The 24292-nt window shown below is 49.7% G+C and carries 26 protein-coding genes and 1 pseudogene; 14 read left to right on the top strand and 13 right to left on the bottom strand.

Annotated elements, in window-relative coordinates:
- The first annotated feature begins 43 nt into the window (after window positions 1–43).
- Both ACPXXB_RS13225 and ACPXXB_RS13220 read left to right on the top strand, forming a co-directional pair.
- Window positions 44–475 carry a DUF4149 domain-containing protein gene (locus ACPXXB_RS13225; RefSeq protein ID WP_423908084.1) on the top strand — a complete coding sequence of 144 codons (432 nt, stop codon included), beginning with the start codon at window positions 44–46 and terminating at the stop codon, window positions 473–475.
- Window positions 476–543: 68 nt separating this feature from the next.
- The gene (locus tag ACPXXB_RS13220) at window positions 544–795 is read left to right on the top strand and encodes a DUF1289 domain-containing protein (RefSeq protein ID WP_423908083.1); all 252 of its coding nucleotides are present in this window, start codon (window positions 544–546) and stop codon (window positions 793–795) included.
- A gap of 189 nt (window positions 796–984) precedes the next feature.
- Here the strand turns inward: ACPXXB_RS13220 and ACPXXB_RS13215 are convergent, their stop codons facing one another.
- The gene (locus tag ACPXXB_RS13215; protein ID WP_423908081.1) at window positions 985–1206 is read right to left on the bottom strand and encodes an aromatic amino acid lyase; all 222 of its coding nucleotides are present in this window, start codon (window positions 1204–1206) and stop codon (window positions 985–987) included.
- Here ACPXXB_RS13215 and ACPXXB_RS13210 point away from each other — a divergent pair.
- Window positions 1198–2236: pseudogene (locus ACPXXB_RS13210) on the top strand (urocanate hydratase); the annotation flags it as partial. The gene ACPXXB_RS13215 and the pseudogene ACPXXB_RS13210 overlap by 9 nt on opposite strands.
- Window positions 2237–2336: 100 nt before the next feature.
- On the opposite strand, the gene ACPXXB_RS13205 reads toward ACPXXB_RS13210, so the two are convergent.
- A complete protein-coding gene (locus ACPXXB_RS13205; protein WP_423908079.1) occupies window positions 2337–3233 on the bottom strand; it encodes a fatty acid desaturase in 897 nt (298 codons plus the stop codon).
- A gap of 100 nt (window positions 3234–3333) precedes the next feature.
- Here ACPXXB_RS13205 and ACPXXB_RS13200 point away from each other — a divergent pair, with 100 nt between their 5' ends.
- The 3 genes from ACPXXB_RS13200 (at window position 3334) to ACPXXB_RS13190 (ending at window position 6511) form a co-directional block, all read left to right on the top strand.
- Window positions 3334–4152: a GTP cyclohydrolase II gene (locus tag ACPXXB_RS13200; protein ID WP_423908077.1), complete on the top strand. Its 819-nt coding sequence runs from the start codon at window positions 3334–3336 to the stop codon at window positions 4150–4152.
- A 361-nt stretch (window positions 4153–4513) separates the two neighbouring features.
- The gene (locus ACPXXB_RS13195; RefSeq protein WP_423908075.1) at window positions 4514–4948 is read left to right on the top strand and encodes a universal stress protein; all 435 of its coding nucleotides are present in this window, start codon (window positions 4514–4516) and stop codon (window positions 4946–4948) included.
- A gap of 63 nt (window positions 4949–5011) precedes the next feature.
- Window positions 5012–6511, top strand: coding sequence for an alanine/glycine:cation symporter family protein (locus ACPXXB_RS13190; RefSeq protein ID WP_423908073.1), 1500 nt, complete (start codon window positions 5012–5014; stop codon window positions 6509–6511).
- An 88-nt stretch (window positions 6512–6599) separates the two neighbouring features.
- On the opposite strand, the gene ACPXXB_RS13185 is transcribed toward ACPXXB_RS13190, so the two are convergent.
- Both ACPXXB_RS13185 and ACPXXB_RS13180 read right to left on the bottom strand, forming a co-directional pair.
- Window positions 6600–7805 carry a winged helix-turn-helix domain-containing protein gene (locus ACPXXB_RS13185; protein ID WP_423908072.1) on the bottom strand — a complete coding sequence of 402 codons (1206 nt, stop codon included), beginning with the start codon at window positions 7803–7805 and terminating at the stop codon, window positions 6600–6602.
- Complete coding sequence (locus tag ACPXXB_RS13180; RefSeq protein WP_423908070.1) at window positions 7802–7987, bottom strand: hypothetical protein; 186 nt, start codon at window positions 7985–7987, stop codon at window positions 7802–7804. Before ACPXXB_RS13180 ends, ACPXXB_RS13185 begins: the two co-directional genes overlap by 4 nt.
- A 270-nt stretch (window positions 7988–8257) precedes the next feature.
- Between ACPXXB_RS13180 and ACPXXB_RS13175 the strand changes: the two genes are divergently transcribed.
- Window positions 8258–8584: a glycine betaine ABC transporter substrate-binding protein gene (locus ACPXXB_RS13175; protein WP_423908069.1), complete on the top strand. Its 327-nt coding sequence runs from the start codon at window positions 8258–8260 to the stop codon at window positions 8582–8584.
- A 123-nt stretch (window positions 8585–8707) separates the two neighbouring features.
- Here ACPXXB_RS13175 and ACPXXB_RS13170 read toward each other — a convergent pair whose 3' ends face one another.
- Genes ACPXXB_RS13170 through ACPXXB_RS13155 form a run of 4 tightly spaced genes read right to left on the bottom strand, consistent with a single transcriptional unit; the run spans window position 8708 to window position 13525 of the window.
- Complete coding sequence (locus tag ACPXXB_RS13170) at window positions 8708–9334, bottom strand: DUF3726 domain-containing protein (protein WP_423908067.1); 627 nt, start codon at window positions 9332–9334, stop codon at window positions 8708–8710.
- Between the two features lie 22 nt (window positions 9335–9356).
- A complete protein-coding gene (locus tag ACPXXB_RS13165) occupies window positions 9357–11069 on the bottom strand; it encodes a hypothetical protein (RefSeq protein WP_423908065.1) in 1713 nt (570 codons plus the stop codon).
- Window positions 11070–11073: 4 nt separating this feature from the next.
- Window positions 11074–12093 (bottom strand): membrane dipeptidase, encoded by a 1020-nt coding sequence (locus ACPXXB_RS13160; protein WP_423908063.1) that lies wholly within the window; start codon window positions 12091–12093, stop codon window positions 11074–11076.
- Window positions 12074–13525 (bottom strand): aldehyde dehydrogenase family protein, encoded by a 1452-nt coding sequence (locus ACPXXB_RS13155; protein WP_423908062.1) that lies wholly within the window; start codon window positions 13523–13525, stop codon window positions 12074–12076. The genes ACPXXB_RS13160 and ACPXXB_RS13155 overlap by 20 nt, the downstream gene beginning before the upstream one ends.
- Before the next feature lie 193 nt (window positions 13526–13718).
- Here ACPXXB_RS13155 and ACPXXB_RS13150 point away from each other — a divergent pair, with 193 nt between their 5' ends.
- Window positions 13719–13919 carry a hypothetical protein gene (locus tag ACPXXB_RS13150; protein WP_423908060.1) on the top strand — a complete coding sequence of 67 codons (201 nt, stop codon included), beginning with the start codon at window positions 13719–13721 and terminating at the stop codon, window positions 13917–13919.
- Window positions 13920–14197: 278 nt separating this feature from the next.
- On the opposite strand, the gene ylqF is transcribed toward ACPXXB_RS13150, so the two are convergent.
- Entirely contained in the window at window positions 14198–15142 is a 945-nt protein-coding gene (gene ylqF, locus ACPXXB_RS13145) for a ribosome biogenesis GTPase YlqF (RefSeq protein ID WP_423908059.1), read from the bottom strand.
- A 10-nt stretch (window positions 15143–15152) separates the two neighbouring features.
- Between ylqF and ACPXXB_RS13140 the strand changes: the two genes are divergently transcribed.
- Both ACPXXB_RS13140 and ACPXXB_RS13135 read left to right on the top strand, forming a co-directional pair.
- Complete coding sequence (locus tag ACPXXB_RS13140) at window positions 15153–15365, top strand: pentapeptide repeat-containing protein (protein WP_423908057.1); 213 nt, start codon at window positions 15153–15155, stop codon at window positions 15363–15365.
- Between the two features lie 21 nt (window positions 15366–15386).
- The gene (locus ACPXXB_RS13135) at window positions 15387–16166 is read left to right on the top strand and encodes an NRDE family protein (RefSeq protein WP_423908055.1); all 780 of its coding nucleotides are present in this window, start codon (window positions 15387–15389) and stop codon (window positions 16164–16166) included.
- A 275-nt stretch (window positions 16167–16441) separates the two neighbouring features.
- On the opposite strand, the gene ACPXXB_RS13130 is transcribed toward ACPXXB_RS13135, so the two are convergent.
- Both ACPXXB_RS13130 and ACPXXB_RS13125 read right to left on the bottom strand, forming a co-directional pair.
- Window positions 16442–17380 carry an aldo/keto reductase family protein gene (locus tag ACPXXB_RS13130; RefSeq protein WP_423908053.1) on the bottom strand — a complete coding sequence of 313 codons (939 nt, stop codon included), beginning with the start codon at window positions 17378–17380 and terminating at the stop codon, window positions 16442–16444.
- 55 nt (window positions 17381–17435) lie between these two features.
- Window positions 17436–17723 carry a DUF1330 domain-containing protein gene (locus ACPXXB_RS13125; protein ID WP_423908051.1) on the bottom strand — a complete coding sequence of 96 codons (288 nt, stop codon included), beginning with the start codon at window positions 17721–17723 and terminating at the stop codon, window positions 17436–17438.
- Between the two features lie 399 nt (window positions 17724–18122).
- Here ACPXXB_RS13125 and yhdJ point away from each other — a divergent pair, with 399 nt between their 5' ends.
- Window positions 18123–19001, top strand: a complete 879-nt coding sequence (gene yhdJ / locus ACPXXB_RS13120; protein ID WP_423908049.1) for an adenine-specific DNA-methyltransferase — start codon at window positions 18123–18125, stop codon at window positions 18999–19001.
- A 121-nt stretch (window positions 19002–19122) separates the two neighbouring features.
- On the opposite strand, the gene ACPXXB_RS13115 is transcribed toward yhdJ, so the two are convergent.
- A complete protein-coding gene (locus tag ACPXXB_RS13115) occupies window positions 19123–19890 on the bottom strand; it encodes an IS5 family transposase (RefSeq protein ID WP_423908048.1) in 768 nt (255 codons plus the stop codon).
- A gap of 103 nt (window positions 19891–19993) precedes the next feature.
- On the opposite strand from ACPXXB_RS13115, the gene ACPXXB_RS13110 reads away from it, so the two are divergent.
- The 3 genes from ACPXXB_RS13110 to ACPXXB_RS13100 all read left to right on the top strand — a co-directional run bounded on the left by ACPXXB_RS13110 (window position 19994) and on the right by ACPXXB_RS13100 (window position 23912).
- The gene (locus tag ACPXXB_RS13110) at window positions 19994–20668 is read left to right on the top strand and encodes an IS1595 family transposase (RefSeq protein WP_423908046.1); all 675 of its coding nucleotides are present in this window, start codon (window positions 19994–19996) and stop codon (window positions 20666–20668) included.
- A gap of 335 nt (window positions 20669–21003) precedes the next feature.
- Window positions 21004–21738, top strand: a complete 735-nt coding sequence (locus tag ACPXXB_RS13105) for a hypothetical protein (protein WP_423908045.1) — start codon at window positions 21004–21006, stop codon at window positions 21736–21738.
- A 167-nt stretch (window positions 21739–21905) separates the two neighbouring features.
- Window positions 21906–23912: a hydantoinase/oxoprolinase family protein gene (locus ACPXXB_RS13100; RefSeq protein ID WP_423908043.1), complete on the top strand. Its 2007-nt coding sequence runs from the start codon at window positions 21906–21908 to the stop codon at window positions 23910–23912.
- A 76-nt stretch (window positions 23913–23988) separates the two neighbouring features.
- On the opposite strand, the gene ACPXXB_RS13095 is transcribed toward ACPXXB_RS13100, so the two are convergent.
- Window positions 23989–24261: a hypothetical protein gene (locus tag ACPXXB_RS13095; protein ID WP_423908041.1), complete on the bottom strand. Its 273-nt coding sequence runs from the start codon at window positions 24259–24261 to the stop codon at window positions 23989–23991.
- Window positions 24262–24292 lie beyond the last annotated feature (31 nt).

Below are 24292 nucleotides of genomic sequence, written 5' to 3'. Positions count from 1 at the left end.
TAAAGTATAATCGACCCATTATAATTATTCATAATGTGACACCATGCTGGGGTTAGCAACATTCTTTTCATCGATATTGCTCGGATCCATGCTGTTTTTCGCGGGTATCGTTGCACCGTCGATATTCAAAAGCCTTGACGACGATGAGGCGCTTAAATTCACACGTTATGTGTTTCCAAAATACTACTTATGGGGAATCGCGTTATCCGCGTTGGCCACGGCGCTTGCGCTCGCCGCCCGATCCTACACCTGCATCCTGTTATCGATTATCTTTTTAGGGTTTGTGTACGGCCGCCAGATTCTTATGCCTAAAATGACCAGCGCTAAAGACCAATGGCTTGCCAGCGACACGGCGCAGGATAAATCACGCTATAAATCCTTGCATAAACGAAGCGTGATCATTAACGCCACGCAGATGGTGCTGTTGCTCATTATTGTCGTCGCCACTCAGATCTTGTCCCTCCGCCAACCTTAGAGTTTGCCCGGATATTTTCGGTTGTTGAAAACAGGTCTGTTGAAAACGCGACGCAATAACTAATTATTATGACGCAGTTAGTGCCACGACGAAAATCAAATCGACGCCGCGGTGCGCACCAACCCCCCAAGCTCGATACTACCGTGCCGTCACCCTGTTTATCGGTGTGCCGCTTCGACGGCGAGCCTTTTTGCAGAGGTTGTTATCGAAACGCTGATGAGATTCGTGACTGGATCATCATGTCCGGCGAGCAAAAGCGGGCCGTTTTGGCGCTTATTGCGGCGCGGCGCGAACAGGAAACCGGCGAACAAATTTGGTAGATGAAAAACTGTCACAGCATATTCTCGTGGGCGAATCGGCTTATCGAACGTTGCTTGCCCGGTATTCAACCGGTTAACTGAAGCAGTCTATCCGGCCCGACCGCAGCGACTATTTCCCCGTCTTCAACCAGACGCGCCGCAGCGTTTATGTCGGTTGCCATAAATCGATCATGGTCAAGTCGATCGACTTTATTCCTCAGCACGGCAATGACAGTTTGCAATGGCTCGCTGGTCTTTATCGGCTGGCGAAATTGTACGCCCTGGGTTGCGGTAAGCAGTTCGATGGCGACGATTATTGGCAAGATTCCTGTTCATGCCCATAAGCCGATATGTGCCATGGCAGGCCATGGAAACGTGATCTTCCTGATTCGCGCTGGTTGGCGTTGAGTCGATGGAGCAGGGCGCCAACATTTTAATGGTGACACCAAAGGAAAATGGATTTTCAGTTCCGGGCTTGGCGGTATGGGCGGCGCACAGCCATTGGCAGCAACTATGGCGGGTTATTGCATGCTTTGCGTGGAATGTGATGCCACCCGTATCGACTTTAGACTACAGACTAAATACCTTGACCACAACGCAAAACATCTGGATCAGGCTTTAGATATGATCCAGCGCGCCTGCGCCAAAGGGGCGGCCATTTCCGTCGGCTTGCTTGGCAATGGCGCTGAAGTTATTGCTGAATTGGTCAAACGCAATATCAAACCTGATCTGGTTACCGATCAGACTTCCGCTCATGATCCTGTGAACGGTTATTTGCCGGTCGGCTGGAGCATGGAGAAGTGGCAGCTGGAAAGAAAAAATAATCATCAGAAAGTTGCCGAAGAAGCGCGAAAATCCATGGCCTATCATGTCAATGCTATGCTGGCGTTTCATAAACAAGGCGTGCCTACGATGGACTATGGCAATAATTCGTCAGGAAGCGCTGAATTATGGGGTCGAAAATGCATTTGATTTCCCGAGATTTGTGCCTGCGTACATTCGTCCGCTATTTTGTCGAGGGGTCGGCCCGTTTAGATGGGTGGAGCTGTCCGGCGACCCGCAAGACATTTATAAAACCGATGCCAGGGTAAAGGCGCCTATTGTTATCGGCCGGGATCATCTCGATTCCGGGTCGGTGGCCAGTCCGAACCGGGAAACCGAATCCATGATTGATGGTTCCGATGCGGTTTCTGATTGGCCATTGTTAAATGCCTTGCTGAGCGCTGCCGGCGGTGCGACCTGGGTTTCGTTGCATCATGGCGGTGGCGTCGGTATGGGTTTTTCTCAACACGCCGGGGTAGTGATCGTGGCCGATGGCACGGAAGCGGCTAATAAACGCCTTGCCCGGGTGCTGTGGAACGATCCCGCAGTTGGGGTGATGCGACACGCTGATGCGGGATACAAACAGGCCAGGCAATGCGCTCGGGAGAACAATCTGAACCTCGGCGCCATTAAAATTTAATGTCGTGGAAGTTTAGCGTCCATCAAGGAATGCTTGACTTCCTACGACCCTTATTATTTGCTGTGCAATACGCTATAAAGACAGCATCATAACGACAGCATCATAACGACAGCAGCACTTCTCTGTTAACCGCGATGTAGCCATTGGAAATTATACTGATGTGTGGTTTCAACAGCCTATGTGCATCGGGCAATTGATGAAACGGAATCGCCGGATAAGCGTGATGCTCAGCATGAAACGACATATTCCAACAAACCCGCCGCATCAGTTTATTGGTTAACGTGGTGCGCGTGTTTTGCAACATATCCGACGCCAATGGACATAACGCATGTTCAGCGAGCAGGAAGGCTCTCAAGAAGGGCTGCCCTATCAACATCGGCAGCACCCAATACTTCCAGAGCGCCGCAGACTCGCCGATCAGGCTAATCGACAACAATAAAAGGTAAATTACCAGAAATATCCGCGCTTCCCTGACAATGCCAGGTTGTTTAACGTCGCTGACAAAGTGGGTGTGATGATTGCCTATCGCAAATAAAACCAGGGTTTTGCCCTGCCCGATCCAATAATCCAGGCCAGAAAGATTTCGCAGATATTGCCCGGTTGTTTTTGGCTTTTCAGAATCCAGCTCAGGGTCTTTGCCTGGAATTTGCGTATAACGATGATGTGCCAAATGAAATGCCTGAAAATATTTTGGCGGCAATACCAACAACAATCCGCTGATCCACCCAATCACTGCATTTAACCGCGGTGATTTAAACGCTGTTTTATGTATCGTTTCGTGTAGCGCGGCAAATAAAAAAGTCAGCAGCCCGCCAAGCACAATAATAATCAATCCTTGCATTATCCAATTGCCGAAACTTGAAAGCAGTATAACCGCGACTAGGATGGCCAGGCAGTGCTCAAATATCTTGACCAATCCCAGCGCGTCGCTTCTCTTTATCAAGGATCGCAGTTGATCTTTATCTAACGGCGACGACGCGGATTCTGCTTTGGACATTTTTTATGAAAACTTTGCGTAGCCAATGTTGTTTTGCGCTTCATTGAGGTACGCTTAGGATAGCATAAGTTAATTGTTCATCCATGTTTACTCAATCTGCATGTTTACTTATTTAAAGCCTGATGTTCGAGAACGACTGGTCGCTGCGGGAAAACTTGTCCGCATTAGTGGTGATGGCAGCTGCATCGATAACGAAAATTCCACAGATGAGGACGCATTAATTATTAATCTGCTCGGACCCATTCCATTGCCATTGCGGTTGGCCGGGAATTCCTACCAGGTTAATTGGTATGCGGCGGTGCGCAGCACCGAGCTCGAGAAAGTTGAAGGACTCGCCGCGGCGTTGCGGAAAAGCGGCGGTCAAAATCTGTTTGCTGATTTAGCCCCGTCCATGGCGGTGAATAGTGCGGTAGTGATTGGCAACCCTGAAAATTTAGAAAACCCGTTGGTGCGCGTTCATTCGAATTGCTTGACGGGCGATGTGTTTGGCTCACAGCGTTGCGAGTGCGGAGCGCAACTCGCATCCGCGGTCAGCCGAATTGCGGATGATCCAAGCGGTGGCATAATTATCTACATGGCCGGCCATGAAGGACGCGGCATCGGTTTGTGGGCCAAGGCGGCAACGTATCTTCTGCAGGACGCGGGAGAAAACACCTATCAAGCCAATCAATCTTTGGGGCTTCCAGCCGATTCCAGGGATTTCACCGATGCGGCGGCCCTGATTTTATATTTCCTTGGCAATCGACCGATGCGACTGTTGACCAATAATCCCAAGAAAATTGACGATCTGTCCAGCGCCGGGCTGACTCAAATGACGACTCAGGGGCATGTCGCCGGGGTATCAAAATGGAATAAACGATATTTATCCGCCAAACAAAGCTGGGGCCATAAAATTAGCGATTCGGATATTGCAACGTGATGTGCGCCGGTTGCCGAATGAGCGCGATGGCGACAGAAAAAGCGCCAATCACTATGCGGGAAAAGGAATAATGACACGAAAATACTGTATTGCACGTGATTGATATACCATGTAGTATCATGGTTTAAAAACTATTAATCGTTGGGATATGCCGTTGAGAGATGTTGTGCGCGCAAATAAACTTGAGTATTGTATTGGGTGCACTCCAGTTATTCGAATAAAGCCTTGTTGCTCGCATTTTTAAATTTCCGCTGCTATTGAAATCACTGAAATAGATAAACAGAGAATAGATGCCCCTGTTTATCGTCCCAATTTTCTGAATTGAACATTAGATTCTTAAACCACAAATAGGAGATAGAGTATGTCCGATAAAATCCTGGTTGCTTTGGACGGGAGCGAAGGCGGTAAACGCGCCTTAAAAGCTGCCGTCAATCACGCCAAATTAACCCAGTCCGATCTTGTATTAACTTATGTTATCGACTGGTCACCATACAGTTTCCACACACCCGAAGAACTGGCTGAGCGACATCAACGTCGTGAATCAGAAATTCAAAGAGCAAATGATACGGTGTTGCGTGCAGAAACCAGTGCGCTCGCGGATTCCGGGTTGTCTGTTGAATCGGTAGTGCGCCATGGAAAAATAGCTGAAACTCTGGTTGAGCTGGCCGCGGAGCACGATGTATCCCAAATATATATCGGTAAACTGGGTGAATCACGTATGCACTCCATGATTTTTGGCAGTGTTACCGCCGCGCTGGTGCAAACATCTTCGGTGCCTGTTACTGTCGTACCGTAGAAAACCTGTCCAGAACTTCGATTCATGCTGATCACTTGATACACAACTTTAGAGGAGATTACGATGTACCGCCTATTTTTAACAATTAGTTTGATGATTGTTTCGTTGACCAGCGCCCACGCCGGAATCGACGATGCAATCAATGATGCGACCGCGCCAATTGCTGAATTAATTGGTCAGATCGTGTTTTTCAAGATTCCGGTATTCGGCGCCCAATTACCAGTGGTTGTTTTATGGCTGGTCGTTGGAGCGGTGTTTTTTACTTTCTACATGGGTTTTATCAACCTGCGCGGTTTTAAGCACGCAATTGCATTGGTGCGCGGTGATTATGCCGACCCTAATAGCCACGGCGAGGTTTCGCACTTTCAGGCGTTGGCGACCGCGGTTTCAGGGACCGTCGGCATTGGTAATATCGGTGGTGTTGCGGTTGCAGTCACGGTTGGCGGGCCTGGCGCCACATTCTGGCTGATCCTGGCCGGTTTTCTGGGCATGTCGACAAAATTTGTGGAATGTACGCTGGGCGTCAAATACCGACAGGAATTTGCCGACGGGCATGTATCCGGGGGGCCGATGTATTATCTTCGGAAAGGATTTGCAGACCGCGGCATGGCTGGATTCGGTAAATTCATCGGCACTTTTTATGCCATTGGCATTTTTATAGGGGCCTTGGGAATTGGCAATATGTTCCAGTCAAATCAGGCATATGTGCAACTCAACAATGTTTCGGGGGGCGCGCTTGATGGTTTGGGCTGGTTGGTCGGTCTTATTCTTGCCAGTGTTGTATTTGTGGTGATTGTCGGTGGCATTAAATCGATTGCTAGAGTGACCGAAAAGATTGTTCCGTTTATGGCGATATTCTATTGTTTGTTTGCCATCATCGTTATCTTAATGAATGCCAACGCCATTCCAACGGCAATCGCCAACATATTCGTCGGCGCATTTACCGGAGAGGGTGTGGCCGGCGGCGCGCTCGGCGCAATGATCATCGGTTTCCAACGCGCGGTGTTTTCAAACGAGGCCGGTATCGGTTCAGCCTCAATTGCTCACTCGGCGGTTAAAACTGATGAGCCAATAACAGAGGGCATTGTTTCACTGCTTGAGCCATTTATTGATACCATAGTGATCTGCACCATCACTGCGCTGGTAATTGGCACGGCTCAGGTTGCCGATCCGTCTTTTGCGGGCAACGCACAGGGTGTGGCGATGACTTCAGCGGCGTTTGAACGTGAATTCTCATGGTTTCCGGTGCCACTGGCTTTTGCGGCGCTGTTGTTTGCATTTTCCACCATGATTTCCTGGTCATACTATGGTTTGAAAGGCTGGACTTACATGTTTGGCGAAGGCGAATTAGGACAGAAAATTTATAAAATTATATTCTGTGCATTTGTGGCATTGGGTTGTGTCGTTGAATTGGGTCCAATTCTGAATATATCAGACGCGCTGGTATTCTTGATTTGCGTACCTAACATACTCGGCCTGTATTTCCTTGCGCCTACCGTAAAAATGGAAATGGATTCTTATTTTGCGCGCGTGAGCAGCGGAGAAATCCGGAAATTTAAATAGCGCTTTGCGACTAAAAACCCGGCATAAGCCGGGTTTTTGTCTAAAATTGTCATCCGTCACATACCTGCTTGCGCTATGTCTTACGCGCTTATGTGAACTTCGCAATGAGTGATTGCTTAACCGACTTGTCCGATACTGCGTTCACGACCAGTTGGGTGCAATCATTAAACAGCATAAAATTTCTCAACTCTTTTGCCAGCGCATTGGTGAATTCATCAAATTGGTTCACGGTTGGCTCCAGGACCAGATTCCTGATGATCAACGAACCAGTTTTCCGGTCGGCTTTGCAATCCATCCGCGCCGCCAACGCCGCATTCCACACAATGGGCAAACAAAAGTAACCGTATTTTCGTTTTGCTTCCGGCACATAACATTCAATCTGGTAGTCGAACCCGAAGAATTGACTAATTCGCTTGCGTTGAATAACAAAATTATCAAATGGCGAAAGGATTTTTAATCGCGCCCTGGAAAGCGGTTTTGAAAGCAATTCCAGCATCTGCGGAAACACATAATAGCGATCGTTATAGCAATTATTGTTTATGTTTATACGAATCAATTCGCCCTGTTCCAACATGTTGTCCAGCTCGACTTGCACACCCTCTTTAATTCCTTTTCTTAAATAGGAAATTTCGCCTGCCTGCCCCAGCCCATTTGCTTCAAGATATCTCCGAATTAGAAAACGATGCCACTTACTGGTTGACGGCATGGCGGTATCCACCGCTTCGGGTAAAACCCGGGACGTTAAATCATAGACTTTTTGAAAACTGTGCCGTTTGGCTACCATTAGTTTGCCTTCCATGAATAGTTGTTCCAACGCATATTTGGCAGGCTTCCTTTCCCACATCGCCAGTTTGCCTGTTTCCTTGCGTTCAAAATCTCTTGCCTGAACCGGGCCTTCACCAACAATGCGGTTGAGGACTTGGCGTTTTAATTTAGGGTCGCATTCATACCAGAGCTTTCGGCCTTTGGCGATGGCCGCCATATCAGGCAAGTAAAATCGATAATCCTGCATCGGCAGATAGGCCGCAGCATGAGACCAGTATTCAAATACCTTGCCTTGCTGCACCAGCAAATCCAGATGGTTATTGTTATAGCGTGGATTCCTGTTCCACAATGTGTGGTGGTGAGCTCGTTGAATGACTGATATGGTATCGATCTGGACATAGCCCAAATGTTCGATCGCGCCCAAGGTGGCATCAATCGCATTTCCTGTATTTTCTGCGGTTAATACCCGCTGGCTTTGCAACACAAGTTTTCGGGCTTCCCCGACGGAAAGTGAATTTGAATTTTTCACATGGTCGCTTTCAAGGTTTTAATACCGATTCCAATTCGCGTCTCTACCTCGTTGTTGAGTTTAAGCAAAGGGTTTCTCACAGGCCCGTCGGGTAGTCCGGCTATCCGGCAAGCGTGTTTCACAATTTGAATGAGTTTACCACCCTGTTCAAGAATTCGCATGAACGGCATCAATGCCGACATTATTCTGCGCCCCTTTTCGATATTGTTTTCGAGGACAACCGCTTCGTACAGTGCAATATGTTCTTTGGGCAGGCAATTTCCGCCGGCGCAAACCCAATCCCTTGCACCCTAGGCAAAAAATTCCAATGCCTGGTCGTCCATGCCGCACAAAAGTGTAATATGAGGATATTCTCGGGCCAACATACTGCAATTGGTTGATATCGCCCGTCTCGAGTCTGGGAAACCGGTGATTTACGACACCTGGACGCCTATTGGGTCTCCGGCGTGCTGGTGCCCGGCAAAAACGTCGAATGGCTTGAGGTGCCTTATACTTCGTTGCTGGACGACCGTAAGGACAACACAACCTATCAGGGCAAGAACCTGGGCTTTGCGGTTGACAGCCTTCGGGTTGTGGCGAACAACGACTTTCTGAAAGCCAATCCGGCCGCCAAAAAGTTGTTTGAAGCGACGGCGGTTAACATCAGCGATGTGTCCGCGCAAAACAGCGCTATGTGTAACGGCGAGGATTCATTGCAAGACATTTCCCGCCATGTGGACAAATGGATGGAGGAAAACCAGTCCACCTTCAACTCGTGGCTGGAAGCCGCGAGGTCGTAGCCTTGGCGGCCGACTAGCAGAATGCGCTCGGTGGCAATGGGGGGCGTATTTTTTAACGCCGCATGCTGTTTTCAGTGCGCTGATCTCGTCCTGCGCCCTTCGGGACCACGCTGTCGGGGACAATCAGTCGTTATCATTCAGACCGGCGCCAGCACCGACAAGGCGTGATTCCTCGGTTGCGGGCGCATAAGTGTGATGTGCAAAGCGGGTCAATACGGCAAGGCATTCGGTGACGGTGGTTGGTATCCGGCTGTTGGTTTGCCTGCCACTTGCCGGCAGCGCGCCATCCTTAAAGGTAATCCGGCAGGATGCTTGGTCAATCAGCAAGTTGGTGTCCGCAATGTTGCTCGCAAAACGGTCAGATGCCACCATGACCCGGGTCGGGCCCATTTCCAGACTGACAAGCCAGCCGTCGGTAGCGCGGGTGGCGAGAAAGGGCAACAATAGCAGGGGTTCACGCACCCCCGGCACGGTAACCGGTAAATCAATGACCCCGTCCGAGATTGCGGCACCGAGGTGGAGTGGGCAGTGCCAGCTCTGACTGTCCGGCCAGACGGCGGGCGGAATGTCTTCTTCCAGCGCTGTTTTATGGAACGAAAGATAGCGGCACAGGGCACTGACACCGGGTGCGCTATTTTGGCTCAGCCAGCGCAAGGCAAATCCAGCTTCTTCGGCAAGTCCCCATGGCATGCCAACACCGCGGGCCGCCTTAATCGCCAATACACTTGTTTCGCCGATTGACCAGTTCATCCCCGCACGGCTACAGTCACGCCTATGCGCCACTCGGTAGCGGCGGATAGACAAGTTCGTCAGGGTCAAGTTCTGCCAGTTCGTCGGGGAAGGGGGCGCCCTGAAACATGGTAATCCGCAACCATCTGTCGGAACGCGGGTCAAATTTCGTTGCCCCAAAAAAGGACAACTTGCAGCGCAACAGGTCTATCGGCAACATATCTGCGGCAATGGTGTTGTCACGGATTTCGCCATAAGGGCAATTTACAATTAGCTGCGCCCGTCGCGTAATATGCCGATGTTCGGGGTATGCCAGCAGAAAACCGGCAATCGCATCCTCGTCCTCAAAATCTGCCAGAGTTTGCAGAGCAAGGCGGGCATCTCGGCCCGGCGCCAGCGGCAGTTCGTAATCGGCAATCGGTTCTTCAAACCGCTCTCCCAGCCGGGGTTCCAGTTTCTCTTCGGATACATACCATACACGCGCCTGCGCCTCGCGGCTGCCAAAATCAACGGCGTCTGTCCAGTCATATGTCTGCTCCAGAATATCGCGCAGATTAGCCACGCTCATACTGCCGTCAATGCGAAAGCCGCTTACTTCGTCAGTTGCCATCGTTATCGCCAGATCGTCAACAAGATGTGGATAGGGCTCCAGTATCAGCGAGACAAGTTGTTCCTGCCCTTCAAAGCCAAGCGTCGCCTCGCCCCATTCATAAAGTCTGTTCCAGGCATAATCGACGGACATGTCGGTGCGGCGTATATAGGCGTGGATGGTGGCAAGGTCAGCCCGCAAGCTATCAACCTTTTTTGCCTGATAGTCATGCTCAACATGCCAGTCGGCGGCGTTCACAGCAGAACGTTCCACCAACTGCTCAAATCGGTCTATCTCGGTGTGGCCAGCGGTTTTGACAGCACGGACACGGGCCAGCGCCGTTTCGCGCGCCGCAATCCAGGAATGGATCAACGCCGGGTGATTGATTAGAAACGGTGCCATGCCAAGGCCGGTGGAATTGCCGACGCCAATCCGTCGCCTGATTTCGGGCGCCAGGGTAACCGCGGTATCCGGCGCCCGCACGCTGGCCATATGTTCCACCATATCGATGGTAAAGGCGCGAATCAGCCAGACCGACAGCAATTCAGGCTGGAAAGAGCCGGCAAATTCCGACCGCTCAGCCCATAGGTCACGGTCCGCAGCACCAAATTTGCCTGATCCATAGACCGCTGTTGTTCGCATGAGATAGCCAACAGGTTCAATCCGTTCCAGATCGGGCTGTTCACCGGCGGCAAGGCAGCCAGCAACATAGTCAAACAGTCGCACCGACCGGTTGGCTCGCGAAAGCACCAGTTCGGCATCGGAAATGCGGCCAGCCTCCTGATACGGCACGTTTCGCGCAAGCCTTTCAATATCGCTCTCGTCCGGATGGCCATCATGGAGGGCAAAAGTGGCATCCCAGGCCTCGGCAATGACCCGGTCCGAGCGAAGTTCATCGGGCAGATCATGCGCGAAGGCGACAAGCGTGTAGCAGCGTTCCGGCCCGCTGGCGCGGTAGGTGGCGACACCAACGCCGTGCGTGTCAATCCGCCAAACCGGGCGGTCAAACCGCCAGCCATGGTGTTTCAGGTGCCGCAACAACACCCGCATGAAACTCAATCGGCTCTGGTGGAATGATCCCATACGCGCCAGCCGCATGACGGTGGCGGCAGGACGTAAACAGGTGGGACTGTCGCCGCCAGCTGTCAGAATCTGTTGCGCGCTCATTGGCTCAGCCGCCTTCAGGGCCAAAACTGTTATCGTAAAAGCGCAACCAGTTTTCCCCCATTACGGCGGCGGTTTCGGACTCGCTAAAACCAAACCGGCGCAAGCCCGCTGCGATGTTGATAAAATGTCTGTTATCCTGGAACCAGTCCGGCATCGGCGGAAATCCGGCATCGTCTGCGGAACCTTCGCCATAGTCGATTTGCTTAGACCAACGCCCGATACGCATCCATTCCACCACTGAATCCGGCTGATCCTGACACAAATCAGAGCCAAGCCCAATATTGTCGGCGCCCATCAGCTCGGCGGTTCTGGCAATCATCTCACAGAAACTTTCCAGCGTGCAGGCGCTCTGGTCATTAAGGTGATGCGGATACATTGAAAAGCCGAGCATGCCGCCCGACTGGCCAAGGGCGCGTAGCACATCATCGGATTTGTTACGGCGTGCCGGATGCCAGAAGGCCGGATTGGCATGGGTGATGGCAATCGGCCGCCGAGAAATTTCTATTGCCTCCAGCGTTGACCGCTCGGCAGAATGGCTCATATCCACCACCAAGCCGACCCGGTTCATTTCCCGTATCACCTGCCTGCCCATGCGGGTAATGCCGGGGTCTTCGGACTCGTAACAGCCGGTAGCCAGTAGCGACTGGTTGTTATAGGTCAGTTGCATGAAGCGCGCACCAAGCGTGTGCCAAATTGCGACCAGCCCGATGTCATCTTCAATCGGCGAGGGGTTCTGAAAGCCGAAGAAGATGGCGGTGCGCCCCTCTTTTCTGGCATGGCGCACATCATCGCCGGTCTTGCCGTGAAAAATCAGCTCAGGAAATCGCTCAAACCAGCGGTTCCAGGTCTCAACATTGGCAACCGTCTCGCGGAAATTTTCGTGATAGGCGATGGTAACATGCACCGCATGCACACCACCTTGTGCCATTTGCCGGAAGATCTTCTCCGACCAGTTTGCATATTGAAGATTATCGATCAGATGCATGGGAGGCTCGTGGCAGCGGTCAAGATGGTGTGCCAGCATTGATATAGGCTGTCTTAACGGCAGTGAAGAATTCCACCGCATAACCACCCTGTTCACGCGGGCCATATGACGAACTGCCACGCCCGCCAAAAGGCACGTGATAGTCAGTACCCGCAGTCGGCAGATTGACCATGACACAGCCTGTTTTGGCGTTGCGGCGGAAATGCGTGGCGCGCGCCAGGTCACGGGTGATAATCCCCGATGTCAGTCCAAAATGCGTGTCATTGACCAGATGCAGTGCCTCTTCATAGCTGTCGACCCTAATCACACAGGCAATCGGCGCAAACATCTCTTCGCGGTTGACGCGCCAGTCATTGCTTGTGCCGGCTACCACAGCTGGTGTCATGTAATAGCCTTCGGTATCGCGGCTGACACGCTCACCACCGCACAGCACCTCGCCGCCTTCGGCGCGGGCCAGGTCCATATATGCCATATTTTCGTCCAATTGGTTCTGGCTGACAACAGGACCAATCTGTGTGCCGTGCTTGAGTGCATGACCAACGACCATGGCGGCGGCGCCCATGCTCAGTTTCTCGACAAATTCATTATGCACGGCGCTGTGCACGATCAGGCGTGACGAAGCCGTGCATTTCTGGCCAGTGCCGCCAAAGGCGCCGCCAAGTGCCGCCGCCACGGCAATGTCCAGGTCACCATCTTCCATTACAACGAGGGCGTTTTTCGAGCCCATTTCCAGCTGGATTTTGGTCAAATTGCCAATCGCCGAAACCGCGATCTGTTTACCAACTTCTACCGACCCGGTAAAACTGATGGCATCAATGGCCGGATTTTCAATCAGGTGCTGGCCGATTGTGCTACCCGCGCCCATCACTAGATTGAACAGGCCGTTTGGCAAATCCTGTCGCGCAATGATTTCGGCAAGCGCCACTGCCGATGCCGGCACCAGATTCGCCGGCTTCCACACCACCGCATTGCCAAATGCCAGTGCCGGTGCAATTTTCCACACTGCAGTTGCGGTCGGAAAATTCCATGGGCTGATAATGGCGACGGTGCCAACAGGTTCACGGCGTATATCAATTTCAATACCGGCGCGCACACTGTCTGCGGTATCACCGATCTGTCGCAACACCTCGGCCGCATAATAGGTGAAAAACTGACCAGCACGGTGGATTTCGCCCGTGCCTTCCGCCAGCGGCTTGCCTTCCTCGCGGCTGAGTAGCGTACCAAGTTCGGTGCTACGTTCCATCAACTCATTGCCGATATTGGTCAGCACCGTCTGGCGCGCCTCCAGCCCGGTTGCAGCCCATATGCGCTGCGCCTGCCTTGCCGCATCCAGTGCCGTTTCCAGCTGTGTCTTGTCGGCTTGTGCAAACAAACCGATGACATCATACAGGTCAGACGGGTTGCGGTTCTCAATGGCATTGCTACTGGCAAGCCATTCACCGGCGATAAAGTTACATTTCATCTCAGACATAAAATTCCAGTTCTACCAATACGACATCAGAAGGTTTCGGGGGACTGCACAACTATTGCACAATCAATGGCATCAATACAGCTTATCCGGGTTCACCACATATTGAGACAAAATCAGGCAGTCAAGCTAAGTTGCCGATAATACGCCATCGGCGTCATTAAATTGTATAAGTCCACCACATATGGCGCCCGGGTTGATTACGGAAGAGGAAGTTTACAGGAGACTGCAAGCCGAGGCTATGGTGTGGCAGGATGGTGTTGTCATCGAGCAGTCAATTGGGCAGTTTGCGGTAAAAGCCTTTTATTCGATATCCGATGTGTTGATGTTGCATGGCTCTCCTTCTGCATCGGAGTGCAATATGTTTCTGAACCTATACACTTTGTCAGAACGGTAAATCCAGGTCCCGCCGGGTGGATTGCAGCATTTCACGAAACCGGGATTGGATCACCTCGAGTTTCATCGTCGGCTCGGCGGTTTCCCGCCACCACTGTACGAAACCATCTCTGTCGATATCGCCATTTTCGTGCTGCGGCGTGATTACCGGGGGTAAATGCCTTCAAATTTCATTGTTGTTCTCCAAAAATATTGGGGGTAAATGATATACGGTGTTAAAAGCGCCGGTCACGTGCAATTTCGATAAAACATTGGGCGCAATAATCAAGGCATGCAGTCTTAGGATGTGGATTCCTTCCATTTCCGTTTCCTGTCTCGTTTCCTTTCCCATGCTCGTTTGGCTTGCTCCTCGCCAGCCAAATTAACCGCTATTAATTCCCGTTGCATCATCTCAGGCGTTTCCAGGGTAAATCGGCCCAATCTGCCCTCCCGCACATCCGACAGTAACACTTTTGCCGCACGATCCATATCGACCTTCCCGCCTTTGACCAAGCATCCCATTCTTCTGCCTACTTGCTCAAGAAGCGCTGTGTTTTCGTCGGGTAATTTCTCCAGGTTATAACGCTCTGTCAATCTTTGCGGGTGCATTTGCATAAAATAATCCGCGGCAAATCCAGCAATGTCCTGATGGGAAATCGCGGTATCGCGAATTGCGCCGGTCACTGCCAAACGATAACCACTATTTTTATTTTCCACTTTTGGCCACAACATCCCAGGAGTATCCAGCAAAACAAATCCCGGTTCAATTTCAATGACCTGCTGGATTTTGGTTACCGCAGGCTGGTCGCCGGTTTTGGCGACGTTTCTTCCTGCCAACCCATTTATCACAGTGGATTTGCCAACATTGGGAATCCCCATGACCATTGCCGTGATGATAGATTTTGAACCGCTGTTCTCATCATATAGCTGGCGACACAGTGCCGGAATGCGAGTAATCCCTTGCGCTTTTCGGGTGTCGGCCAGGCGTGCTTTGGTATGTGGAGCGGATTCATAAAATTGCTGCCAACTAGTATTCAATTGCGGGTTGGCCAAATCACTTTTTGATAAAATTTTCAAGCAGGGTTTGTTCCCTCTCAGCGCTGCCAGCATTGGATTCGCACTGCTATAGGGTATGCGCGCATCCAGTAATTCAATACAGACATCCACTTTCTTGAGCATCGCCGTTATGTCCTTGCCGGCTTTGTGCATGTGCCCCGGATACCACTGAATTTGATTGGTTGCCATTTTGCTAAGAGTGAATCGGCCTGGCTTAAAAAGTTGTGACTTAGAAAGTTGTGACTTAGAAAGTTGTGACTTAGAAAGTTGTGACTTAGAAAGTTGTGACTTAGAAAGTTGTGACTTAGAAAGTTGTGACCTAAAAAGTTGTGACCTAAAAAGTTGTGACCTAAAAAGTCATGGCCTAAAAGGTTATTGTCTTATTCTAACGCGCAGGTACACTGTACACTAAAAGCGGAGATTCAATTTTCTTGTGTGCATACTTTTTCTCGCAATTAACCAACATCATGATTATCCGTTGATTGTGGCGGCCAACCGTGATGAAAGTTTTGTACGGCCGTCTCAGTCAATGCACCACTGGCCAGATTATCCTGAAATTTTAGCGGGCCGGGACACCTTGAAAGGCGGCAGTTGGCTGGGGGTTAATTTGGCGGGACGATTTTGTGCGGTCACTAACTTTAGAACCGGCGGTGCCACGAATACGCGGGCAAAAAGCCGGGGGTGGCTAGTTCAGCGGTATTTGACCAATGAAGCAACCGATAAGCGTTTCATTGCCAGTCTTCAAAAAACACACCGACAATACAATCCGTTCAATCTGGTATTCGGCACACCAGAAAGTATCAGCATATTTTGCAGCGAGGATTCATCCCTACATTGCTTAAAGGATGGTTTTCATAGTTTATCGAACGGTTTTGTTGACCAACATTGGCCTAAAATGTCCCATGGCGTTCAACGGCTGACTGAATTGATCAGCAGACATGCGATTATCGAAATAGACCAGCTAAATGCAATTATGCGGGATCAGACCAAAGCCGGCGACCATGACCTGCCGGGCACCGGCATCAGTCAAGCCATAGAAAAACAACTGTCATCCATATTCATCCGCACCAGCGACCACGGCGACTACGGGACACGCACAACATCTTACCTGCTGTACTCGAAGAAGAATATCAGGATATATGAATTCAACTATGACAAGGATGCTTGCGTCACTGACCAGCAGACATTTATATTACCATTGTCAATGAATTGATCGGATTGACATACACCGGTCAATACGAAAAAATTATCCCAAACGTAAAAATTGCTTTAACTGGCAGTGGGAAGATGGGGAAGATGGGATTGCTCGCACCAAGGTTACTATAAATCTACTATCTCAGAGCGCCGAACCGACACTCTTGACCTTAACCCGTGGCGGGTTCATTCAACAAGAGTTTGCCGATAAACATAACCAGCGGGGAAGGATGTTTAGCAAACCTGGCCAATTATTTCGTTTAAGTTTTTCCGGTTTAGGATTTTCTGGCACGACTATGGTCGAAAATACTTAAAACAATCCGGCTTAATCCGTTGCCAGCCTTGGTCAAGAATTTCTACGATTTCATCCGCTAATTTGCCGCCGCCGACATGTGCCAGGTTTTCTTGCAAATGGGATAACTTGCTAGCGCCGAGAATGATGCCGTCACCGTCTTTGGCGGACAATCGCGAATGATGAATAAGCCAACATAGTGCGGCATTTGCAGGCATCAAATCGTGTTTCGCGCATGTGGCTGTCAAGGTCTCAAGCACATCAAAGTAATCCGGTTTCCAATAGCGAGCGGTATATTGGTCATTTGACAAAAATCGGCCGGGCTCAGGCGCTTGATCGAAGTTTTGGTGTTTTCCAGTGAGCAACCCGCCTGCCAAAGGGTTATAAGCGTAAAAACTGATACCATAATTACGCAAGCAAGGAAACAATTCCCGTTCCACATCCCGAGTCAGGGCGTTATACATTCCCTGATAGACGGTGGGCGCCATCCAACCCCTAGCTCGGCAAATTTCGACAACTTCGGCGACCTGCCACGACGAAAAGTTACTCAGCCCAAAGCGCCGGAATGCCCCCTGCTGGTAAAACTCCCAGCATTTTGCAAGGGTATCCACAACAGGCGTATCAAGATCCGGCGAATGCAGATACAGCAAATCGACCGGGGTTGCCCGCAACCGATCGAGACATTCCTTGAGTTGTATTGAAACCTGCTCGGGTTTTAAGCCATCGTCATTCCATGGATTTACCTTGGTTGCAATGTTGAATTCCAACCCAGGATTTTCGGATAGCAGCTGGCCCAGCAACACCTCGGTTTTTCCGCCGTTGTATTGGTGCGCGGTATCCAATTCATGGTAATTGTTGCCATGAAACAATTCGAGCATTTGCAGAGATGTGGCCGCATCAGTCTGGTTGGAAAAGGTCAGTGTCCCTAAAATAATTTTCAAAATATTGATCCCTCAAGTAAAAGTCAGTGCAGTAAAATAATTGCCAGCCATTCTTTTAATTTCCGTCAATGATGACCAATTCCCGCTGATACGCTTTCAATGCGAATTCCATGGCCACGGCATAGTCTGGATCGTTATAGCAATCCAAAGCATCCTGGTAGGTTGGGAACTCAATTATTAAAATGCGTGGTCTATATTCACCTTCTACGGTTTGATGATCGCCACGACCCGCTATGGTCTTAGCGCGGTACCGATTTGCGATTTCACCCCATAATTTAGAATACTCGTCCGCCGCTGCCTGATCGCGACATGCGGATGCCCGGACTATCCAGTAACCTGCCATAACTCCCCCGAAAAAGTAGTGAATGTCATAATTAAATATGCGATGCTCAATACCGCTGAGTTTCCCATATTTGCGCGCATAGAGAAAGGCGATATATCATTGCAAGTGGTGTAACGATGGCCTCAGTATGATGGGCGACACAAAGAATATTCATTCAGCGGCGCACACGGCACCTGCCCGTGATGGGTCAGCCCCAAAGACTTTTATACAGTATTAGGCAACCAGAGTAATCACAAATTGGGTGATAAGGAGTTGGGCTATGGCCCGCTCATTCAGAGATTAGACAGTGGCTTCCGTTCTATGCTTGCAATAGGAAGCTTATACTATCTGTGCTTGATGTTGAGGTGGAGATAGCGACTTACGTTATAATCGGGACAAAAAGCGAAGCAAGGGCGGCGAATGAAGAAGTACGAGATTGATGGTCATACAATCTATCACGGCGATGCTATTGATGTATTGCGGTCGGAAGTTAAGGATTCTTCTGTAGACCTGATATTTGTAGATCCTCCTTATAATATCGGAAAAAAATTCTCCGATTTTGAAGACCGTTGGCCTTCAGGCGCCGCATATGCTGAATGGGCTTATAAGTGGATTGACGAGTGTATTAGGGTTCTAAAAACTACGGGCACAATGTACTTAATGACGAGTACTCAAGCCCTGCCGTATTTTGATCTTTATGTGAGAGAAAAGCTTACCATACTTAGTCGTATTGTTTGGTCTTACGACAGTTCAGGGGTTCAGGCGCGAAAGTACTACGGATCAATGTATGAGCCGATTCTGCACTGTGTTAAAGACTCAAAAAAATATACCTTTAACGCACAAGACATTCTGGTTGAGGCAAAAACAGGGGCAACAAGGCAACTGATTGATTATCGTGGAGAAGCGCCGAAACAATACAGCACGCAGAAAGTTCCTGGTAATGTTTGGAGCTTCCCGAGGGTGCGGTATCGAATGGGTGAATATGAAGAGCATCCTTCACAAAAACCACAAGCGCTACTAGACAGAATAGTCCGTGCTAGTAGCAATGAAGGCGACACAGTACTTGATCCATTTTCTGGAACATTTACAACTGCTACTGTATCTAAGGGATTAGGCAGAAAATCGGTAAGTATAGAATCGCAAGAAGAATACTTAAAAATCGGTGTGCGCCGTGTCCTCGGGTATAAGGCGCATCAAGGGGGAAAACTAGCAAGACCAAAGAAGAACACAAAAATCAAAAACGGTCGAGGTATAAAGGGAGAAGAACTAACAAGAGATATCTTCAGTGCCAATTCATAAGCACGATTTTACGGAAACAATAGTATCGATTCTCGATCGATATTCTGGGCGGAATGGTGATGCAGTCCTCCTAAGCTTCAGCAATAAAAGAGACCATTGAAGCATATATTAGATAGTGCCGTCATAAGATTTCAGCCCAAAGCATCATGCACCTAATCTGAACAGCGGCAATAAATGAACTGGTATTCTTTGCATAGCGTGTTGCCATGCCACGCCAACGCTTAAGAGGCAAGAATGCATTCTCAACCAGATAGCTGATTTTGTATAAATGCCGGTCGTATTCTCGTTGTTCTTTTCTGTTTTTCCTTGGCGGGACAACAACTTTCATATCCTGTGATTTTGCCTTGTCCAATATCTCTTGTGTATCATATGCTCTATCGGCTAATAAGTGTTCGCCTTTAAAGCCATCAATTAATGCGCCAGCCTTGCGCGCAATCAGCTCCGGCGCCCTTTGTAACAATAAATCTGATCGGCATACCATGCGCATCCACGGCCAAGCGTATCTTTGTGTTAAGCCCCCTTTTGTGCGGCTCATGTCTTGATTGCCCCCTACTGCGCCTGCCGCATGTGGATGGACTTTAATATGACTGCCATCAATCATAATCCACTCAAAGTCCGGCTCATCAATTATCCGGGATAACAAGCTCTCCCATATGCCTTTGTCACGCCAACGGCAGAAACGACGATGAGTGTTTTTCCAATCGCCATAGTCAGGCGGCAAATCCCGCCAAGGCGCGCCCGTGCGCAATATCCAAAATACCGCATTGAGAAACAGGCGGCTGTCTTTGGCTATACCGCCATGCATGCCGCGTTGTCCCGTCAGATGTGGGGATAGCAGGTTCCATGTATTGTCGTTTATATCATGTCTTTTGTGTGCTGGTTTTGTCATTGGGTTATTGCTCTTTAGTGGCTGAGATTAATATTATATAACTTATTTTAAGGTTCAAGATACTTTAAGGAAAATATTATGACGATAAGTTATTATAAAAATTATGAAAAACAAGTATATCATCCGTTCCCGAATTTCGGAGAAGGCATTCAGGGCAATATTGAAGTTGTTTTGCATAGATATCGAAGCGTCAAAGACAGCTGAAATCACCGACGTGAGTCGTCCGGCGATCAACCGGATTTTCGCTGGGATCAGAGCAAGAATTGCCCATGACTGCGAACGCATCAGCCCGTTTGAACACGGTTCGGTTGAGCTGGATGAAAGTTATTTCGGCCCCAAGCGGGTGCGCGGTCGAGGGGCGGGCAAAAAAGTGCCGGTTTTCGGCATGTTGCAGCGTGGCGGGAAAGTTTATACGCAAGTCGTCAAAAACTGCTCCCGGGCTGAAATCATGCCGATTATCAAGCAAAAAGCCAGCCGCGATGTGGTCATTTACAGTGATGGATTCAAGACCTACGACGGCTTGGTTGATTTTGGCTATAAGAGACATTATCGTGTGACCCATTCGGCCAATGAGTTTGCCAACGGGCATAATCACATCAACGGCATTGAAAACTTCTGGGGATTGTGCAAGGTGCGTCTGGGGTGCTTTCGCGGCATCCATGAACACATGTTTTATTACCACTTGAAGGAGTGTGAGTTCAGGTTCAATATGCGCCATGAAAATATCTATCAGTACTTGCTGAAATTGATCCGGAATAATCCGCTTAAAGTATCTTGAACCTATTTTAATCTTATGACGACACTATCTAGGTCAGTCATTTTGATCTTGCGTTTTCTCAGTGCCCGAAGCCCGGATTGAGATCTTGATGTCGTCCCGATGTGGCTCGGTCCAGTCGAGCGGGTATACGACATGAAGCAGCTCGCCGTCCTCCTAGTCCGAGACGAGAAGTACAGAAGAATAAAAGCTTTTTAAAGTCAAAATACTTACTTATGGTACTGAAACAACTTTCAGAATGGAGCAACCCTCAGCAAATAATCGCCGATCATATCCAGTTGTTTATTCTATAATTGAGAGCAACCCTCACTGGCACGCAAAAATGCGATTGGAAGTTCATGAACACACTCGATGAAATTATCCATCTGGCGGGGGCATATGGTTTAGTTCTGCGTGGCGGGTTTTGCGTCAATGAAGATGACAATGTGCCAGAAATCGCCGAGGGCGTTAACGCATCATCGCTGATTTTATTTGGTAATGCGGGTTCTTCGTTTTGGGAATGTTTTTCAGGCTCGAGAGAGGCTGCTGATGGTCAGACAGACCCATTGAATCGGTGGAGTCAAAGAGTTGGCGAAATCATCGCCAGCAAATTAACCGGCCGGGCGTTGTTTCCGTTCGGCGGACCTCCTTACCACCCATTTATAAACTGGGCTAAAAAAGCGGAATCATTGCAATCATCCAGGATTGGAATGTTGATTCATCCTCAGTATGGTTTATGGCACGCCTATCGGTTTGCCATCGCGCTACCTGACTCCTTGGCCGACTCGCTGGTCGTCTCAGCGGCCATTACAAGGGTGCGGCAACCGCAGGCAATTGATCATGACATCTGCCAACGTTGCATTGGGCAGCCTTGTTTAAGCGCCTGCCCGGTAGGCGCTTTTTCGGATTCTGGCTATGCTGTCGAAGCCTGCTATAGCTTTCTAAAACAAAATGCTGAATCATCCTGCCGCACCGAAACCTGCCAGGCTCGGCTGTCCTGCCCGCAAGGACATGCTTTTCATTATCAGGCTGATCACGCCCGATTTCATATGGAGGCATTCTTTCACAGCGTCGCCAATCGCCTGGATAAATGATCAGATAAATGATCAGATAAATGATCGGATAAATGACTGGGCATTTGACAAAAATTATCGTTTTAAAAGACGCAGGGTAGATATTTCAAAGTCAGTTTTTGCCTTAGAATCCAGCCTTTCCTGTTCATCAGGCCTGAATTTCAAATTACCATAACGTCGCAAAAACCATGTCTTATCAACTGGGCATTGATACCGGAGGCACCTACACCGACGCGGTTATTGTCGATGAGCAACAAACGGTAATCGCGAAAAATAAAAGCCTGACCACGAGTTTTGATCTGACCATCGGTATTGGAAACGCGATTTCCAGTATGCCCCAGACGTTACTAGCCGAAGTCAACCTGGTGGCCTTATCGACCACGCTGTCGACAAACTCTGTGGTTGAAGGCAGAGGCGCGCCAGTCGCAATTCTGTTGCCGGGTTACAATAATCAGCAGGTCGCGAAGAGCGGGTTGTTGGAAATCATGGAAAAGGAATATATAACCTTGCTGGACGGCGGGCATGGCGCAACCGGCGATCAATTAATGTCTTTGGATTTGGAGCTGGCCAGGGGAAAAATTCTTGAGCAGGACGATCACGTATCCGCGTTTGCGGTTTCAGGCATGTTTGGCACACGTAATTCCAGCCATGAAAAACAGCTGCGGGATATGGTCAAGGAATTAACCGGCAAGCCGGTGGCCTGTGGCCATGAGTTGGCATCCGGTTTGGGTGCGCCGAGACGTGCGTTAACGGTGGCGCTGAATGCGCGCATGTTGCTTTATATTCAAGCGTTAATAAATTCCGTGGAGTCGATTCTGAAAGAAAAAAATATTACCGCGCCGTTAATGATCGTAAAAGGCGACGGCTCGTTGGTGAATGCGGAAACTGCATTATTGCAACCTGTAACCACTGTTCTGTCCGGGCCCGCGGCCAGCGTAATCGGCGCTTGTGCGTTGAGTGGAATGCAAGAGGCTATTGTTGTGGATATCGGCGGCACCACCACCGACATTGCTATCGTCACCAATGGTCAGCCGGAGCTGTGTGAGGATGGCGCGAGAATCGGAAATTGGCAGCCCATGGTGGAAGCGATTCGCGTGTTTTCTATTGGCTTGGGCGGGGACAGCGAGGTTCGATTCAAAGCTAAACTGGATATCTCCCAGCGCCGGGTTGTGCCAATGAGTTTGTTAGCCCATCAATTTCCACAGGTGATGACTGCAATCGAACGTCAATATAGCGGTTCTCCCAACCCCCGAAACAACAAATTCGCCTTGCCCTTGCAGAAAAATGAAGTGCTGCTGCGCCATCTAAATGAGATTGAGCTTGGGGCATGGGAGCGATTGCTTCAAGGTCCGGTTGAACTTGAATCTCTGGTGGAGACTAATCGACCGATGATGCGCGCTATTGCTAGAATGGAGCGTCTGGGTTTGGTGATATACAGCGGATTCACCCCCTCCGATGCGACCCATGTGTTGGGGATGAGCGATCATTGGAATATTCAGGCTGCGCAACTGGGGGCGAAAATTTGGGCCCGACAGATGCGACACTTGTATGGTTGCGGTAACTGGGAAGTGGGAGATGCGATTGCGCCATGCAAAGAAGTGTTTGATTTGGTGACCCGACAGATTAGCCAAAAATTAATAGAGGCGGGTCTTAATCAACATGGCAAACTGGCGGACGCTCAGTCGCAAAATCTGACCCAGTTACTGGCGGATATTGTGCTTAAGCGTGGCCAGGCGGGTCGTTTAAAACCGTTGTTTAACTTGCAGTTTGCCAACAACTATCCCATTGTCGCGGTAGGCGGTCCGGCGCCGGATTTCTTTCCTGAGGTCGCCCGGCTATTAGAGGTTGATTTGCATATACCGAATAATGCGGATACCGCCAATGCAATCGGTGCGGTCCTGGGGGCGGTGGTGCAGATCGTGCACATCACCGTCAATCAGCCGGAATTTGGCGTATTCATTTTGTTTCACAAAGATGAACCGATTAAATTTGAAAAACTGGATATCGCCATTGAACATGCGATCGAAATTGCTAAAAAAGAAGCTTACGACCTGGCGGAAAAGGCCGGCGCAATGTCGATTGAGACAAAAATTAAGCAGCACGCCAATCACATTAAGCATGACATTGATGGCGAGCTGTTCGTAAGTGCCACGATAACCGCAGTCGCGTCCGGCCGCCCGAATTGCCTGGTTTAGTGAGCCTGTTGCGGTCATATTGAACCTATACAGGAGTGATTAGCGCCGTTAAGCGGGTTGCCCCCGCTTTGTGTTGTTACTCCAGGGTGAAAATGTGGGCGATTGCGGTTCGCATCCGAACCTTAATCTCGTCGCCCTTTACCGGTGGCACATGGTATTCAATAGGCAGTTCCCACGCCCCCGCCGCGCCTTCAAAGGTTAACTTGGCGGAGCATTTGCGGTTGTCGTTGCTTTTGTTGTGGAACATGGTTTTCACATTTTCCAAACCCAACTCGCCGTTTTGGATGTGGTCAAGCCATGTGTCGACTTTGTCGACACATGGCTTGGGCGGTGGATTGGTTGCTTGCATGCGATTCTGCATAGCCCGCATATGAATTCGA

Source organism: Candidatus Spongiihabitans sp., assembly GCF_965237845.1.
In the GTDB taxonomy this organism is placed as follows: Bacteria; Pseudomonadota; Gammaproteobacteria; order Arenicellales; family Poriferihabitantaceae; genus Spongiihabitans.
This window is presented reverse-complemented; position numbering and strand designations above follow the sequence as displayed.

Excerpts from the sequence above, each read along its gene's own strand:
- ACPXXB_RS13200 (WP_423908077.1), top strand. The coding sequence starts at position 3,334 with ATGTTTACTTATTTAAAGCCTGATGTTCGAGAACGACTGGTCGCTGCG.
- ACPXXB_RS13225 (WP_423908084.1), top strand. The coding sequence starts at position 44 with ATGCTGGGGTTAGCAACATTCTTTTCATCGATATTGCTCGGATCCATG.
- ACPXXB_RS13180 (WP_423908070.1), bottom strand. The coding sequence starts at position 7,987 with ATGTCGGCATTGATGCCGTTCATGCGAATTCTTGAACAGGGTGGTAAA.
- ACPXXB_RS13115 (WP_423908048.1), bottom strand. The coding sequence starts at position 19,890 with ATGACAAAACCAGCACACAAAAGACATGATATAAACGACAATACATGG.
- ACPXXB_RS13125 (WP_423908051.1), bottom strand. The coding sequence starts at position 17,723 with ATGGCAGGTTACTGGATAGTCCGGGCATCCGCATGTCGCGATCAGGCA.
- ACPXXB_RS13110 (WP_423908046.1), top strand. The coding sequence starts at position 19,994 with ATGAAAAACAAGTATATCATCCGTTCCCGAATTTCGGAGAAGGCATTC.
- ACPXXB_RS13095 (WP_423908041.1), bottom strand. The coding sequence starts at position 24,261 with ATGCAAGCAACCAATCCACCGCCCAAGCCATGTGTCGACAAAGTCGAC.
- ACPXXB_RS13160 (WP_423908063.1), bottom strand. The coding sequence starts at position 12,093 with ATGCTGGCACACCATCTTGACCGCTGCCACGAGCCTCCCATGCATCTG.
- ACPXXB_RS13170 (WP_423908067.1), bottom strand. The coding sequence starts at position 9,334 with ATGAACTGGTCAATCGGCGAAACAAGTGTATTGGCGATTAAGGCGGCC.
- ACPXXB_RS13190 (WP_423908073.1), top strand. The coding sequence starts at position 5,012 with ATGTACCGCCTATTTTTAACAATTAGTTTGATGATTGTTTCGTTGACC.
- ACPXXB_RS13220 (WP_423908083.1), top strand. The coding sequence starts at position 544 with ATGACGCAGTTAGTGCCACGACGAAAATCAAATCGACGCCGCGGTGCG.
- ACPXXB_RS13165 (WP_423908065.1), bottom strand. The coding sequence starts at position 11,069 with ATGAGCGCGCAACAGATTCTGACAGCTGGCGGCGACAGTCCCACCTGT.
- ACPXXB_RS13205 (WP_423908079.1), bottom strand. The coding sequence starts at position 3,233 with ATGTCCAAAGCAGAATCCGCGTCGTCGCCGTTAGATAAAGATCAACTG.
- ACPXXB_RS13100 (WP_423908043.1), top strand. The coding sequence starts at position 21,906 with ATGTCTTATCAACTGGGCATTGATACCGGAGGCACCTACACCGACGCG.
- ACPXXB_RS13215 (WP_423908081.1), bottom strand. The coding sequence starts at position 1,206 with ATGTTGGCGCCCTGCTCCATCGACTCAACGCCAACCAGCGCGAATCAG.
- ACPXXB_RS13105 (WP_423908045.1), top strand. The coding sequence starts at position 21,004 with ATGAACACACTCGATGAAATTATCCATCTGGCGGGGGCATATGGTTTA.
- ACPXXB_RS13155 (WP_423908062.1), bottom strand. The coding sequence starts at position 13,525 with ATGTCTGAGATGAAATGTAACTTTATCGCCGGTGAATGGCTTGCCAGT.
- ACPXXB_RS13195 (WP_423908075.1), top strand. The coding sequence starts at position 4,514 with ATGTCCGATAAAATCCTGGTTGCTTTGGACGGGAGCGAAGGCGGTAAA.
- yhdJ (WP_423908049.1), top strand. The coding sequence starts at position 18,123 with ATGAAGAAGTACGAGATTGATGGTCATACAATCTATCACGGCGATGCT.
- ylqF (WP_423908059.1), bottom strand. The coding sequence starts at position 15,142 with ATGGCAACCAATCAAATTCAGTGGTATCCGGGGCACATGCACAAAGCC.